Source organism: Roseovarius sp. B08 (assembly GCF_051417955.1).
Classification (GTDB): domain Bacteria; phylum Pseudomonadota; class Alphaproteobacteria; order Rhodobacterales; family Rhodobacteraceae; genus Roseovarius.
The window spans coordinates 2,542,469-2,557,623 of record NZ_JBPRLW010000001.1; the positions used below are offsets into that span (position 1 = coordinate 2,542,469).

Below are 15,155 nucleotides of genomic sequence, written 5' to 3' on the forward strand. Positions count from 1 at the left end.
GCCATTTTTGCCGTCCAACTTGCCCACATTTTCCCAGCAATCGAAGCATGTCTGTGGGCGGAGCTGACAGGTCCTGATACGGACGCCTCGCTACGCCGTGTGTCTTGCTGCCTTGGGGGGAAGGCCCGGCGGGGCCGCGTCATGTGCGCTTTCGGCGCGAAGAATTTCGGCAGCGGCGGCAAGGTCGTCGCGCAGTTCCCGGCGCGCCGAGCGCGCGGCGCTGCCCTCGAGGCGCAGGATGTAGCTGGGGTGCCATGTCACCAACACCGCGCCGCCATCATGTGCGGCTTCGATCTGGCCGCGGCGCGGTTTCATTGGCGCATCGTTGCCGGTCAGGGCATAGGCCGCCGAGCCCCCCCAGCGCGACCGTCAGCGTCGGTTGCACGAACCGGCGTTCGAGGTCGAGCCACCAGCGGCAATGGTCGATCTCGTGCCGGTCCGGGTTCTGGTGCATCCGGCGCTTGCCCGTGGGGCGGAATTTGAAGTGCTTGACCGCGTTGGTCATCCAGCTGTCGCCGACCTCGGCCTCATCCATGAGTGTGGTCAGCAATTGTCCCGCGGGACCCACGAAGGGTTTACCGGCGAGATCCTCCGCATCGCCGGGCTGCTCGCCCACGATCATCAGATCGGCCTGCGCGTGCCCCCTGCCCCAGACGGTCTGGGTGGCGGCCTCGCACAGTCCGCAACGCTTGCAGTGCATGGCAGCGGCGCGAACTTCCTCCATGCTTTTCGGCAGGTCGGGAACCTTCGGCTGCGGCAGGCGTCCCAGGATGCGTTCGGCGCGGGCCGGTGTATCGGTCGGCATGGCGGCGCGCATCCTTTCCACCCGCGCCTCGGCGTCGGCGAGCATGCCGGGGATGAGATCGGTCTCGGGCAGGTTCTTCCAGTATTTCAGCGGCATTTCCGAGCGCATGGCCTGAAGATGCAGGCGCGCAGGATTGAAGATGTTGGCGAAATAAGTGCCCCACAGTGCCTCTGACGCGTCTTCGGGCAGGTCGGGGCGCGCCGCGGGCGGATGGAAGGTATGCATGCCATCCTCAAAGCGGGTCACCCCCTGCGGCGTGGCAATCATCCAGTCCATGTCGGCGAAGCGCTTGGCGAAAAAGGGCGTGCCGGTTTCCAGGATATAGTGATCGGGCTCGAACCACGCGCCGAAGCTGCGGCGAAGGCCGTCGGAGGGCAGTTCCCGGAAGCGGACGAAAGCGTGCATCTTGTGAATGTCCCGGCGCACGGCCTTTTGCAGGACCGAGAGCTTGCGGGCGATCGGATCGGCGGGATTGCCGAGCGCGCGGCGGTTGGTCTGGTGACGGTGAAGCGCCTGGTAGAGCAGAATCGGCGCCTCGGAGCCGGAGTGGCACAGCGTGGTCCTGGCCAGCGACAGGAAATCCTTGGTCGTGGTTACCGCATGGACGCCATCGGCCGCGGGCAGCGGGTCGGCAGGGAAGAGGCTGCTGTCCTCTCCCCTGCTCCACTCCACCTCGTCCGGCGGTACGGCATGGGTCAGAAGGCGTCGGGCGGCGTCGCGCCACGCCTCGAAAAAGCCGAGGGTCGGGAGCGTGACGCGGTACATCAGAATAGGCTCAATTGTTCCGGCGCGGGCGCGAAGCGGGCGCGAAGGTCAACGCTGTCGGTCAGGCCGCCGGGGGTCCAGTCGGGCGTGGTGACAAAGGATTTCGCCATGCCCATCCGTGCGCCCATGCGCAGAAGGTCGGCATAACGCAGCGCGCCGGAACGACGCGCCGTGAGGATGCGATTGACGGTCTTGGTCCCGAACCCCGGCACCCGCAAAAGCACGTCCCGCCCCGCGCGGTTCACGTCGACGGGAAACTGCCCGCGATGCGCCAGCGCCCAGGCGAGCTTGGGGTCGATATCGAGGTCGAGATTGCCCGAGGGCGCCACATCGGTGATCTCGTCCACGTCGAAGCCGTAGAAACGCAAGAGCCAGTCGGCCTGATAAAGCCGGTGCTCGCGCACCAGGGGCGGCTTGATCAGCGGCAGCATCGCGGAGCTGTCGGGAATGGGCGAGAAGGCCGAGTAATAGACGCGTCTCAGCTTGTAACCGGTATAAAGCCGCGAAGAGGTCGTCAGGATCGCCTTGTCGTTCGAACCATCCGCGCCGACGATCATCTGCGTGGACTGGCCGGCGGGCGCGAATTTCGGCGCGCGCTTGCCCGTGTGAGAGCGCTCCTTGCTGGCCTGCTGTTTCAGCCGGACGGACGCCATGGCGGCGCGGATCGTCTCGGGACGTTTCTGGGGCGCTAGGGTGCGGGTGCTGTCATCCTTGGGCAGCTCGATATTGACCGACAGGCGGTCGGCATAGCGCCCGGCCTCGTCGATCAACTCCTGGCTGGCTTCGGGGATGGTCTTGAGGTGGATGTAACCCTTGAAGCCATGATCCTCGCGCAGCATCCGGGCGATGCGGGTGATGTCGGCCATGGTGTCGTCCGGACTCCTGATGATGCCGGAGCTGAGGAAAAGCCCCTCGATATAGTTGCGGCGATAGAATTCCAGCGTGAGGGTGACGACCTCTTCAGGCGTGAAGCGGGCCCGCTCCACCCCGCTGCTGACGCGGTTGATGCAGTAGGCGCAGTCGTAGATGCAGAAATTCGTCATCAGGATCTTGAGCAGGCTGATGCAGCGCCCGTCTGGCGTGTAGGCGTGGCAGATCCCGCTGCCGCCCGCACTGCCGATGCCGCCATTGCGGCTGTCGCGGCGGGTCGTGCCGGACGACGCGCAGGAGGCGTCGTATTTCGCGGCGTCGGCGAGGATGGCGAGCTTGTCTGACAAGGTTTTGCGCATGTGAACGAAAGTAGAACATATGCGCATGATTGCAAGATCAGTTAACGCGTGCGTGCGGACAATCTTGCGCAGGTTTGCCGTCGGCGCGGCATCCGCGCGCACCTGCCGGAACAAGTGACGGCGGATCGGGTTGGTCGAACAAATCCACTTCATTTACCGAGAGGTCGTTATGTCCAGGATCGAGACCATCAATCCAGCCACCGCCGAAAAGATCGCAGATTACCAGACCATGAGCGAAACCGAGGCCTTCGAGGCCGTGGAAGCGTGTCACGTGGCCTTCCTCGACTGGCGCGAGAAGACCCATGAGGAACGCGGCGCGGTGCTGAACGCGATTGCCAGCGAACTTCGCGAACACACGACCGAGCTGTCGCAGCTGATGACCCGCGAGATGGGCAAGCTGCTGAAAGACGGCGAGGACGAGGTCGAACTGTGCGCGCAGATCTTCGAGTACACCGCCGCGCAGGGGCCCGAAGACCTCAAGGACGAGACGCGCGACCTGGGTAATGGCGACAAGGGCTTGGTGACGTATCAGCCGATCGGCGTGGTTTATTCGATCCAGCCGTGGAATTTCCCGATGTATCAGCCCGTGCGGGTGCTGGCCGCAGCTTTGATGGCCGGCAATGGCTGTGTTCTGAAACATGCCGCGATCTGCACCGGCAGCGCGTTGCGCCTGCGCGAGATCTGCATCAAGGCGGGTCTGCCCAAGAACCTGTTCCGCGTTCTGCTGATCGATCACGATACCTCGGACAAGATCATCGAGCATGACAAGGTGCGCGGTGTCACAATGACTGGCTCGAATTCGGCTGGCAGCCATATCGGCTCGGTCGCCAGCAAGGCTCTGAAGAAGACCGTTCTGGAACTGGGTTCGAACGACGCTTACCTCGTGCTGGAAGACGCCGACGTGGAACTGGCGGTGAAGCTGTCGGTTCAGGGACGGCTCTACAACAACGGCCAGACCTGCGTGAACGCAAAGCGGTTCATCGTCAGCGACACGGTCTATGACCAGTTCGTCGACGCCTACGTGACAGCGATGAAGAAGATCAAGGTGGGCGATCCAAGCGACGACGATACCGAGCTTGGCCCGATGAGCAGCCAGGAACAGTTGGATACCGTGGCCGAGCAGGTCGAGGCCAGCGTCAGGAAGGGCGCCAAGATCCTGTGCGGCGGCAAGGCGTTCGACCGCGATGGCGCGTACTATCCCGCGACAGTGTTGGGCGATGTCACGCCCGGAATGCCCGCCTATGACGACGAGATTTTCGGCCCCGTGGCCTCGGTCATCCGCGCCAAGGATGACGAAGATGCGATGCGTATCGCCAATGACAGCCGGTATGGCCTGGGCGGCGGCATCTTTTCCAAGGACACCGGGCGCGCCACCGAGATGGCGAAGAAGTACTTCGACACCGGCATGGTGCGGATCAACAGCTTTGGTGCCGCGCACCCGAACATGCCCTTCGGCGGCGTCAAGGACTCCGGGTATGGTCGAGAGCATGGCGGCTTCGGCGTGCGGGAGTTCGTGAACATCAAAGGCATCTGGCTGGATTGATCCAGCCCCCATGCCCTATTCGATAAGACAGAAAGCGTAGCCATAAAAAAGAAACCGACACTGACCACCACCTCTGGCAGCCCCTACACCACGAACGAGACCTCGCGCACCGCCGGTGCGCGGGGTCCCGTGATGCTGGAGGACCACCAGCTGATCGAAAAGCTCGCACACCAGAACCGCGAGCGCATCCCCGAGCGCGTGGTGCACGCCAAGGGTTGGGGCCTGCAGGGCACCTTCACGGTGACGAAGGACATCACGCGCTACACGTGCGCCAAGCTCTTTTCAGAGGTCGGCAAGCAGACCGAGGTGCTGTCTCGCTGGTCCACCGTTGCCGGCGAAAGCGGTGCGGCGGATGCCGAACGTGACGTGCGGGGGGTCTCGCTGAAATTCTACACCGAGGACGGGAACTGGGACATGGTGGGCAACAATACCCCTATCTTCTTTGTCCGCGACGCGTTCAAGTTTCCCGACTTCATCCGCACGCAGAAGCGCCACCCCAAGACCAACCTGCGCTCGCCCGAGGCGATGTTCGACTTTTGGGCGGGTCAGCCCGAAAGTGTCCACCAGGTGACGATCCTGATGTCGGATCGTGGCATTCCGCGCAGCCGGCGCACATGAACGGCTATGGCAGCCACACCTACTCTATGTGGAATGACATGGGCGAGCGGCACTGGGTGAAGTTCCATTTCCGCACCCACCAGGGTCACGAAACATTGTCGGATGCCAAAGCTGCCGAGATCATCGGGCACACGCGCGAAAGCTATCAGGAAGAGCTGTGGCACATGATCGAGGACGGCAAGCATCCTAAGTGGACGCTGTTCATCCAGGTGATGACCGAGGAACAGGCGCTGGAGACGGAGTTCAATCCGTTCAACCTGACGAAGGTCTGGCCCCATGGCGACTTCCCGCTGATCGAGGTGGGCGAACTGGAAATGCACACTTTCCCGGAGAACTATTTCCAGCTGGTCGAGAATGCGGCCTACAGCCCGAAGAACGTGGTGCCCGGCATCGGCTTTTCACCCGACAAGATGTTGCAGGCACGGCTGTTCGCCTATGCCGACGCCCTTCGCTACCGGCTGGGCACGCATTACGAGATGCGAACCGCCGCTGCCGGTGACCGACGATACGCCGGTGAAGGTCGCCGAGTAGACAAATCTGGGGTGGCAGGCTGCAACTCAGCCTCCCACTTGTTCGCGAAAGTGCGATTATCATCCTGCTGAGGACATGAAAAAGGCCGGCACTTCGTATTGGAGTGCCGGCCTTCTTTTGTTGATTCAGTCGCCTTACTGCGAGGTCGTGGTGCTGCTGGAGCCGTCAAGGGCGATAATCAGCAGTGCACCCGCGCCGGCGGCTGCGGCGGCGGCTGCGGCCGGGCCTGGGCCCATGCCGAGACCGGCACTTGCACAACGCGCCTGCACAAGGGTGCCGCCCTGTGCGAAGGTCGCGCCCAGAAGGTCGGCGCCGCCACAGGCGTTCACGCGTGCTGCATACGCCAAGGCGGATTCGCCCGCGGCAATAGGCGGACCGTCCTGAACCGGAGCGACCTGCGCCGTGGCCTGGATGGGCATCATCGCACCAAAGGCGATTGCGCATGTTGTTGCTAGGAATTTCCTCATTTCATTCGCCTCGTTACTTGTTCGACCGGCATGCACAAGCGTCGCGCAAGCACACACATACACTCCCACTGTAGACCGGATGAAACCATGATCAACCCATTTCCCTGCAATGGGCGTCGATCCGCTGGCAGTATAAGGGTGCTGCCACTATTTCCGGCGCTGCATGTTTCGCGTGATCACGCCCCGGGCCCAGCGCACCGAGGCCTGGCCGAAACAGTCGTGCAGCGAATCGGCCGCGATGACACTGCCCAGCGCCAGCCGGCCAAGAAACCCCAGACCGGGGACGATAAGGCCATCCCTGTCCAGTACCTGCCCGTCCGCGACCACATTCGCGCCCAACCCGTCGGATATCGCACACAGCCGACCCTGCGCGATCAACCCGGTAATCAGCGGCGTGCGGATTTGCGACAGATCGGGCGAGGGCAACACCCCGTCGACCATGACATCGGCCTCGACGCCAGCGCCATTGGCGGCAAGCGTCCAGCCGGTCCCGGTCATCGAAATGACGGGATCGGCGGTAAAGTCGAGCGTCACAACGCCCGCCGCGACCAGCGCCGCCAGTTCGCGGCTGGCCGAGACGGGCGGGCCGTAGGAATATCGCTTCAGCCCTTCGTCGAAAGCCACCAGCATGCGGGCGGTCTCGGGCGGTGTGCTCGCGAGGTTGTAGCCACGGCGCAGGACGTTCTGCCACTTGCGCCAGACTTGGCCGAAAACATAGCCGGCAGACGGCGCAACGCGGCCCTCGGCCATGGCGATCCCGGCGTCGAGAGCGCGGATCGCAGGGCCGGTTTCCTGCGAACCGGGGTCATCCCATTCGCGGTCGAGCCAATCGACGGCATCGTCGGAGGCGTCGCCGATTTCGTCCAGCACCCGGCGGACAGCAGCCAGAAGCGCTTCGGAGAGCTGCGCCCGCGCGACGTCGGGCGTGGCTTCGGACGCGGACGAGATGGCGCGGGCGAAGGCGTCGGTTTCCGCCTCGGTCGGCTCGAATCGTGCATCGAGCGCCGCCGTCTCGGGCTTGGGGAACGGCGGCAGCCCTTCCAGCGAGAACGGCACCAGAAGACCCGGCTCCGAACCCGAATTTATGTAGCGTCCGTTCTCGAACCGCCCGCCCTGCCCCAGTGTCAGCAGCCGGATCACGTCGAAGGCCGACAGGGCAAGGCCCCGGATCGCCACTGTCTGTCCGGTCCATCCGGCGGCGTCGCGTTGCAGTTTCCAAGCTGGATAGGCCTGCCGCAACACGGCGCCCGTTTCGGCGGCGTGGGTTTGCCACTCGCCAAGCTGCTCGTCCGGGGCGACCGCAGGCTGACCCAGGGTCAGGAGAACCTCGTTATAGGGGCCAAAGCGTTGCGGGCCACGGCGCAGCATCCAACCGTCCCCGCCACGCTCCACGCTGTCGATCGCCGCGGTGTCATGGCGCAGCGCCAGCCCCCCGTGGCGGCGCAGGTCGTCATAGCGCGCCGCAAGGTAGCGCCCAAGATCGCGACGGCGCGGAAACATGTCCGGTCCCGGCGCGGGGGTCAGCCAGTCGGCGAAAGCGCCGCAACGCGAGCCGCGCGGCGGGCGGATGTCGATATCGCGCATGGGTATGTTCAACTGGCAGACCGGGCTTTCGTCAGGGTCGAAATTGGGGCCGGCACCGGGCGGAAACGCGGGCTCGAACAGATCGACATTGAGCGCCATCGCATCGGACGCCGCCTGCTCGGCCAATGCCTCCAGCGCGCCGAGGCCGCGCGGGCCAAAGCCGACGACGGCGATTTTCGTTGCGCGTTTCCCCGCCATGGCCGCCCCGCGATTTCCTCTTGCTGCCGGCATGTTGTAGCGCAATCGCGCCCGCTTCAAGCGAATGTCGGTGACGCACCGCCCGGAAAAGGAGCGACGCCGGTATTTCGCGGCTGCGCGTTGCGTTCCGCAGTCGCCTTGCCGGAAGTTGTGGTCTAGTGTCGGGGAATGACCCTAGGCCCCCGCCTTCTCGTGTTCTCCGATCTTGACGGCACGCTGCTGGACCACCGGACCTATGCGTGGCAACCCGCCGCGCAGACGCTGGAGCGGCTGAAGCTCGCGGGCTGTGGCGTGATCCTGGCCAGCAGCAAGACCGCCGCCGAGATCGTGCCCCTGCGCGACGCAATGGGGCTGGGCGACTGGCCCGCCATCGTGGAAAACGGCGGCGGAATCCTCGAACCGGGGGCGGATGGCACGGAGGGCGCGCAGACATACCGGGAACTCCGCGCCGCGATTGCGCGTTTGCCGCAAGGTTTTACCGGATTTGGCGACATGACGCCCCAGGACATCGCGGACCATACCGGCCTGTCGCCCGAGGCTGCGGCGCACGCGCAGGCGCGGCAGTTCAGCGAACCCGGTCTCTGGACCGGACCGGATGCCGACCGCGACGCATTCGTCGCCGCCGCACAGGACGCCGGACTGACCGTACAGCAGGGCGGGCGTTTCCTGACGCTCTCGTTCGGCGGCACCAAGGCGGACCGCATGGCAGAGGTGGTCGACCGTTACCGCCCTGCCCGTACGGTGGCGTTGGGGGATGCACCGAACGACGTGGCGATGCTGGAACGGGCCGATATCTGCGTGGTGGTGGCCAATTCCGCCTCGACGGGTGTTCCGCCGCTTGCCGGCGAGGACGACGCAGTCAGCACGAGCCGGCGTATCCTGCGAACCACGGCGGAGGGCCCAACCGGATGGGCCGAAGCGGTAAACGCGATCATGGACGAGATAACAACCACGAAAGACCCCAGACCAGATGGCTGATTTTCACCAGAACGGAAACATCACGACCCTGCACAACCTGCGGACCCGCAGTCTTGATGACCTGACCTACGAGCTGACCGCCTTTGCCGAGACCCGCAAGATTTCGCTGGTCCTGCCCAGCCTGTATTCCGAGCTGGAAGGCCCCGCGCTGGAGCATATCATCGACGAGTTGACCCAGGTGCCCTACCTGCACCGGATCATCATCGGCCTGGATCAGGCCGACGAGGCGCAATACCGGCACGCCATCGAATTCTTCGGCCGCCTGCCGCAGCAGCACATGGTCCTGTGGAACGACAGCCCCCGGATGAAGGCCCTTGGCGCCCGGCTGGAGGAAAAGGGCATCGCGCCCGAGGAGCCGGGCAAAGGCAAGAACGTCTGGACCTGCATGGGCTACTTGATCGCCTGTGCCGACACCTCCGTGATGGCGCTGCACGATTGCGACATCCTGACCTATGACCGAGAGCTTCTGGCCCGGCTGGTCTATCCGGCAGCACACCCGGGCTTTCGCTATCAGATGGTGAAGGGATACTACCCGCGCGTCGATGGTACCAAGCTGAACGGCCGCGTTACGCGCCTGCTGGTCAGCCCGCTCTTGATCGCGCTGAAGAAGGTGATCGGCGACCGCGACTATCTCGATTACCTGCGCAGCTTCCGCTATCCGCTGTCGGGAGAGTTCGCCATGCGCACGGCGATGCTGCCCGACCTGCGGGTGCCCTCGGACTGGGGGCTGGAGATCGGCGTGCTGTCCGAGGCATGGCGCAACCTGGCGCCGCAATCGGTCTGCCAGGTCGAGATATCGGACGCCTATGACCACAAGCACCAGGACCTGTCGCCCGAGGACGCCTCGAAAGGCCTCAGCCGGATGTCGACGGATATCTGCAAGGCGATCTTCCGCAAGCTCGCCTCGGACGGCACGGTATTCACACCCCAACCTCTTCCGCACGCTCAAGGCCACCTATTACCGCATCGCGCTGGACCTGCTGGAAAGCTATTACGCCGATGCCAAGATGAACGGGCTGACGGTGGATCGGCACAAGGAGGAAAAGTCGGTCGAGCTTTTCGCCGAGAACATCATTCGCGCCGGCACCGTTTTCCTGGAAAACCCGCAGGCCACACCCTTCATCCCGACATGGAGCCGCGTCCATGCCGCCGACCCCGAGTTTCTGTCGAACCTCAAGGCCGCGGCGGTCCAGGACGCCGAGGAGTTCAGCTGAGGGCGTCGCGCTCTGCCGGGCCGCTTCGATTGGAAATCCAGCGGCACTGATAGGGCGCCATCGAAATGCTATCGGCTTCCGGATCTATGTTGTCGCCTGACAGCAGGTCGCGCCAGACGTCATCCTCGATCATGTTGAGGTCGGCAGGATCCACGGTCACCGTCTCGTCGCTGACGTTGTGAATCGCAAAGATCGACTGGTAACGATCGAGGCTTTGCCGCCAGACCCCGAAAAGCCGCGGATCGAGGCGAAGGGTGAACTGCGTGGCATTGGGATGAAAGCCCGGCTGACGCGCGCGGATGCGCAGACGCTCCGACAGGGCCTTCATCACCCGTGCCTGATCCGAGCCTTCGTCCTCCATCCGCTTCAGAAGGTCGGGGTAATGCCAGCGGTGGCGGTTGATCGCGCGGTTCATGCCGCGCCGCGTCACCCCTCGTGATCGCTGGGCGTGGCAAGGAAGGAATGGATGTAGAAGGCCGGGATACCCTCGAGCGACATCGGGATGGTTTGCGAACAGATGAAGCGCTCGAAATGGTGGTCATCCTCGCCCTTGAAGGTCGTGCGCATGACATCGAAAAGCGAGCAGTTCAGCTCATAGGCCTGTTCGGTGCCGTCGGGCATGGTGCGCATCGACACCAGCGCGCCGGCCTGCTGGGCCGCCTCGATCATGCGGTTCTTTTCTTCAAGCGGCAGCACGCCCTCGGCGGGACGCATTCCAATGCCGTCGTGGCTGGCGGTGAAGTTCAGGTAGGCGCAGCCCAGCTGCGCGGGTGGCATCGTGGCCTGCCAGCGATTGAGGTATTTCGCCGAGCCCGACTGCATCGCGTGCAGGATCAACGGCGGCAGCGGAAAGTTGTAGACCGCGTGCGCCTCGTTGCGGTTGCCGAAATAGCTGAGGTTCTCGGTGCGTGGCACGTTCGTTTCGGTCAGCAGCACGACGGTCTCGAACGTGTAGTCCACCAGCAGGCGGATCAGCTGCACGATGGCGTGGGTCTGCGGCAGGTGAATGCAAGGCGTGCCGGGCTCCTTCCAGATGAAGGCCACGGCATCCAGCCGCAGGGTACGCACGCCCTTGTCGATATGCATCCGGATGATGCGAAGCATCTCTAGCAGCACTTCGGGGTTGGAAAAATTCAGGTCGATCTGGTCGTGGCTGAACGTACACCAGACATGGCGGTCGCCACCCCGTGTCTCGATCTTCTGCAAGAGCGGCGTGGTGCGCGGGCGGACAACGGCGCTGAAGTTCTGCTCGGGGTCGGCCTCGTAAAAAAACTTGTCGTACGGCGCGTTGCCCTGCCGGTACTGGTTGAACCAGTTGCCCTGGCTGGAGACGTGGTTGAGCACAAGGTCCGACACCAGGTGAAAGTTCGAGGCGATGCGGGTGATATCGCTCCATTCGCCAAGCTGCGGGTTCACCGCGCGATAGTCGGTCACGGCAAACCCGTCATCCGAACTGAACGGAAAGAACGGCAGTATGTGCACGCCGTCGACCACCCCGCCCATGTAGCGCGACAGGAAATCCTCCAGCAGATCGAGCGGTTTGTGCGCGCCGTCCAGGATGGTGTCGCCATAGGTGATCAGAAAGGCGTCCTTCTCCGACCAGAGCCGGTTGCTGGGCGTGCGGGCGCGTTTGCGGGGCATGGTGCCTTCGGGCCAGAACGCGGCGATGATGGCGCGGGCAAGGTCCGGCGCGGATTCGTCGGGATAAATGCGGGACAGCAGCTCGCGCAGCCGCGCGTTCAGCAATTTGTGTTCCTGGTGCACGCCCGGATGTTCCCCTGACCTTGTCCCGCGGGTCCGGCGATATCGGACCCGATCCGCCCCGTATTGACCATATCAGCCCGTCCGATGAAAGGTGTCGGGCAAGAATTGTTCAAGCAGGAAGTCCGGTTAGCCCGGATTTTGGGCAAATGGCGCACCGTATCGGGACACTTGCGCCCCTGCTCGATCCGGTCCTGGCCGCAAGCGCGCACGCCTCAGTAATTGCCCGCCACGTATTTGGCGATGGCCGCCCCGCGCGAATTGACCTCGAGCTTCTGGTAAATCGCCTTGAGGTAATATTTCACCGTATTCTCGCTCAGTCCCAGCCGCGCCGAAATCTGGAAGTTGGTCAGACCGTCGCCCAAAAGCGCCAAGATCTCGTGCTCGCGCCGCGACAGCGCATCGGCATTCTCGGAGGTCAGACGCCGCAGGACTTCGGTGGGCACGATCGAGTGTCCCTCGATCAGCTTGCCCAGGATGCGCGGCAGGCTGGTCAGTATCTGCCCCATCATGCAGACCGAGTTGGCCCCCGCCTTGATCGCCGTGCGGATGAAGGCAAACTCGGTTTCCTCCGCCACGACGACGACCATCACCTCGGGATAATCCTTGCGCACGATCGACAGCACCTGCGTCAAATCGCCATCGGCCAGACGTACGCCCAGGATCAGGATGGTTTTGCCCGTGGCGTGGGCCAGATGCTTGCGCAGGCTGGCCTTGTCGGTGGCGTAATGCCCCAGCTCGACCTCGGGAATCTGCGTCACGAGCGAGCCGATTCCCTGGCAGACGATCAACTGCCGGTCGGCGACGATGACCTGCGGCAAGCCCGTGCTACCACTGGTTTTTTCAGCTGATTTCATGATCGTTCCGGGGGCAGCTTTCATGCGCCGGCTCCTTGTTCCTCCTCTCCGTCAGCTCCCCAACAGACGGATCTCGTCCCGCCATAACATCAGTTGAAATGCCTGAAATCAAAAGAAATTTTGGTATGCCCTTGTATGCCGCAGGCGGTTGCGGCCGGATATGTCACCCGGGCGGGTAGGAATTACCCACCCAATGGGCGGTTTCACCCCGGTTTTGCCGCGAACAAGGCTTCACAGACCCGAATTGCGTGCTACGACCCTGCGTCAAGTCATGTGACAGGGAGCGAGAACATCATGAACGGTTACCAGCATCTTTTCATCCCCGGCCCCACCAATGTGCCGGAACCCGTGCGGCAGGCCATGAACGTACCCATGGAGGACATGCGCGCGCCCGACTTCCCCGACCTGGTGACCGGGCTGCTGACCGACATGAAGAAAGCCTATCGGTTGGAGAATGGCCGGGTCTTCATCTTCCCGTCCTCGGGCACGGGCGCCTGGGAAAGCGCCATCCAGAACACGCTGCAACCCGGCGACAAGGTTCTGATGTCGCGCTTCGGGCAGTTCTCTCTGCTCTGGGTGGACATGGCCGAGCGTCTTGGCCTCGACGTGGTGCTGTGCGAGGTCGAATGGGGCAAGGGCGTGCCGCTGGAGGAATATGCCAAGCACCTGGAGGCGGACACCAATCACGAGATCAAGGCGGTCTTCGCCACGCAGAACGAAACCGCGACCGGCGTGACCTCGGACATCGCGGGCGTGCGCAAGATCCTGGACGATGCGGGCCACCCCGCGATGCTGTTCGTCGACGGCGTCAGCTCCATCGCCTCGATCGAGTTCGAGATGGAAAAATGGGGCGTGGACCTTGCCGTGTCGGGCTCGCAGAAAGGCTTCATGCTGCCCGCGGGCCTTGGCTTTCTCGGTGTCAGCGACAAGGCATTGGAGGCCAACAAGCGGCTGGCCAATTCCGGCATGTCGCGCTGCTATTTCAGCTTCGAGGACATGATCAAATTGAACGACACCGGCTATTTCCCCTACACCCCCGCCACGCAGCTTCTGCGCGGGCTGCGCTGTTCGCTGGACATGATCCTGGAGGCCGGGATGGAAAGCATCTGGGCGCGGCACAAGCGGCTGGCGCAAGGCGTGCGCGCCGCGGTCGAGGCGTGGGACGGGTGCGAGTTGGTGGCGCGGGGCCCCGAATGGGAATCCGACACCGTTTCGGCCATCTATGCGCCCGAGGGCGTGGATGCGCGGGACGTGATCTCGACGGCCTACAACAAGTACCAGACCTCGCTGGGCACGGGCCTCAACAAGCTGGCCGGCAAGGCGTTCCGCATCGGGCACCTGGGCTCGGTGAATCCGGTGATGCTGTGCGGCGCGATCTCGGCCGCGGAAATGGCGCTGGTGGATGCAGGTGCGAAAATCGAGCCCGGCTCGGGCGTGGCCGCCGCGCAGGCGCATTACCGCGACACGACACCGGACAACGCCAAGGCCAGCCCCGCCAAGGCGGCCTGAGCCCAACGGGTTGATTGCAAGTGGCCTGCCCTTGCCGCATTGTGCGCCAAGGGCAGATCACGACAAGGGAAGAGACATCATGAAAATTCTGGTAACGCGCGCCTGGCCGAAGGCGACCGAGGACCGTTTGACCAATGCCGGGCTGGGCGACGTGACGCTGCGTCACCCCGACACGCCGATGAGCCATGACGAGTGGATGGACGCGGCCAAGACCTATGACGTGATCATGCCTACCGTCTCCGACAAGATCCCGGCAGAGTTCTATCCGGCCGCCAAGGGCAAGGTTAAGATCTTCGCCAACTACGGCGTCGGCTTCAACCATATCGACATCGACGCGGCGGCGGCGAATGACATCACGGTGACGAACACGCCGGACGTGCTGACCGACTGTACCGCCGACCTGGCGATGGGCCTTTGCTGGCCGCCGCCCGGCGCATCGGCGAAGGCGAACGCGAGACACGCGCAGGCGGCTGGGAAGGCTGGCGGCCCACCCACATGATCGGCAAGAAAGTCTCGGGCGCCACGCTGGGCATCATCGGCTTTGGCCGCATCGGCCAGGCGATGGCACGCCGGGCCCATAACGGCTTCGGGATGCGGGTCGTGTTTCAGGACGCCTGGGAGGTGCCCGAGGACATCAAGAGCGCCAACGGCAACGCCGAACAACTGCCCAGCATGGTCGAGGTCGCGGCTGAGGCAGATTTCCTTTCGCTGCATTGCCCCGGTGGCGCAGACACCTACAAGATGATCAACGCCATCATCTTCGGCGCCCTAAAACCCGGCGCGATCCTGGTGAACTCCGCGCGGGGCGACGTGGTGGACGAGGACGCGCTTTTCGAGGCGCTCGATTCCGGCCATCTGAGCGCGGCCGGACTGGACGTGTATCACAATGAGCCCGCACTCGACCCGCGGTTCCTGAAATACGACAACATCGTTCTGGCCCCGCACCTCGGCAGCGCCACCGATGGCACGCGCGAGGCCATGGGGTTCCGCGCGATCGACAATCTGGAGGCGTTCCTGAAGGGCGACACGCCGGGCGACCTCGTGACGCCGAAGTGACGTTTACTGCGCTTTAACCAGGACTGGGTGAAAATCGGGC

General features: G+C 63.8%; 9 protein-coding genes and 4 pseudogenes. 6 read left to right on the forward strand and 7 right to left on the reverse strand.

Annotation, left to right across the window (positions count from 1 at the left end):
- Window positions 1-90 precede the first annotated feature (90 nt).
- From ACSQ76_RS12860 to ACSQ76_RS12870, 3 genes are read right to left on the reverse strand one after another with little or no spacing between them, the layout of a single operon-like run.
- On the reverse strand, window positions 91-315 hold the full coding sequence (locus ACSQ76_RS12860; RefSeq protein WP_437156892.1) for a hypothetical protein: 225 nt from the start codon (window positions 313-315) through the stop codon (window positions 91-93).
- Window positions 278-1,570, reverse strand: a complete 1,293-nt coding sequence (locus ACSQ76_RS12865) for a UdgX family uracil-DNA binding protein (RefSeq protein ID WP_437156893.1) — start codon at window positions 1,568-1,570, stop codon at window positions 278-280. The genes ACSQ76_RS12860 and ACSQ76_RS12865 overlap by 38 nt, the downstream gene beginning before the upstream one ends.
- Window positions 1,570-2,799, reverse strand: coding sequence for a putative DNA modification/repair radical SAM protein (locus ACSQ76_RS12870; RefSeq protein ID WP_437158202.1), 1,230 nt, complete (start codon window positions 2,797-2,799; stop codon window positions 1,570-1,572). Before ACSQ76_RS12870 ends, ACSQ76_RS12865 begins: the two co-directional genes overlap by 1 nt.
- Before the next feature lie 169 nt (window positions 2,800-2,968).
- Here ACSQ76_RS12870 and ACSQ76_RS12875 point away from each other — a divergent pair, with 169 nt between their 5' ends.
- Window positions 2,969-4,342, forward strand: a complete 1,374-nt coding sequence (locus ACSQ76_RS12875; protein ID WP_437156894.1) for an NAD-dependent succinate-semialdehyde dehydrogenase — start codon at window positions 2,969-2,971, stop codon at window positions 4,340-4,342.
- A gap of 42 nt (window positions 4,343-4,384) precedes the next feature.
- A pseudogene (locus ACSQ76_RS12880) lies at window positions 4,385-5,436 on the forward strand (catalase); the annotation flags it as partial.
- 189 nt (window positions 5,437-5,625) lie between these two features.
- Here ACSQ76_RS12880 and ACSQ76_RS12885 read toward each other — a convergent pair.
- Window positions 5,626-5,958 (reverse strand): hypothetical protein, encoded by a 333-nt coding sequence (locus ACSQ76_RS12885; RefSeq protein ID WP_437156895.1) that lies wholly within the window; start codon window positions 5,956-5,958, stop codon window positions 5,626-5,628.
- 147 nt (window positions 5,959-6,105) lie between these two features.
- The gene (locus ACSQ76_RS12890; RefSeq protein WP_437156896.1) at window positions 6,106-7,740 is read right to left on the reverse strand and encodes an FAD/NAD(P)-binding protein; all 1,635 of its coding nucleotides are present in this window, start codon (window positions 7,738-7,740) and stop codon (window positions 6,106-6,108) included.
- Between the two features lie 168 nt (window positions 7,741-7,908).
- On the opposite strand from ACSQ76_RS12890, the gene ACSQ76_RS12895 reads away from it, so the two are divergent.
- Complete coding sequence (locus ACSQ76_RS12895) at window positions 7,909-8,718, forward strand: HAD-IIB family hydrolase (protein ID WP_437156897.1); 810 nt, start codon at window positions 7,909-7,911, stop codon at window positions 8,716-8,718.
- Window positions 8,711-9,932: pseudogene (locus ACSQ76_RS12900) on the forward strand (glycosyl transferase). The gene ACSQ76_RS12895 and the pseudogene ACSQ76_RS12900 overlap by 8 nt, the downstream one beginning before the upstream one ends.
- Here the strand turns inward: ACSQ76_RS12900 and ACSQ76_RS12905 are convergent.
- Together ACSQ76_RS12905 and ACSQ76_RS12910 are read right to left on the reverse strand one after the other, a co-directional pair.
- Window positions 9,925-11,696, reverse strand: a pseudogene (locus ACSQ76_RS12905) (sugar phosphorylase). The pseudogenes ACSQ76_RS12900 and ACSQ76_RS12905 overlap by 8 nt on opposite strands.
- 212 nt (window positions 11,697-11,908) lie before the next feature.
- Window positions 11,909-12,574: a helix-turn-helix domain-containing protein gene (locus ACSQ76_RS12910; protein ID WP_437156898.1), complete on the reverse strand. Its 666-nt coding sequence runs from the start codon at window positions 12,572-12,574 to the stop codon at window positions 11,909-11,911.
- Between the two features lie 270 nt (window positions 12,575-12,844).
- On the opposite strand from ACSQ76_RS12910, the gene ACSQ76_RS12915 reads away from it, so the two are divergent.
- A complete protein-coding gene (locus ACSQ76_RS12915; RefSeq protein WP_437156899.1) occupies window positions 12,845-14,059 on the forward strand; it encodes an aminotransferase class V-fold PLP-dependent enzyme in 1,215 nt (404 codons plus the stop codon).
- 79 nt (window positions 14,060-14,138) lie between these two features.
- Window positions 14,139-15,115: pseudogene (locus tag ACSQ76_RS12920) on the forward strand (2-hydroxyacid dehydrogenase).
- The last annotated feature ends 40 nt before the right edge of the window (window positions 15,116-15,155 follow it).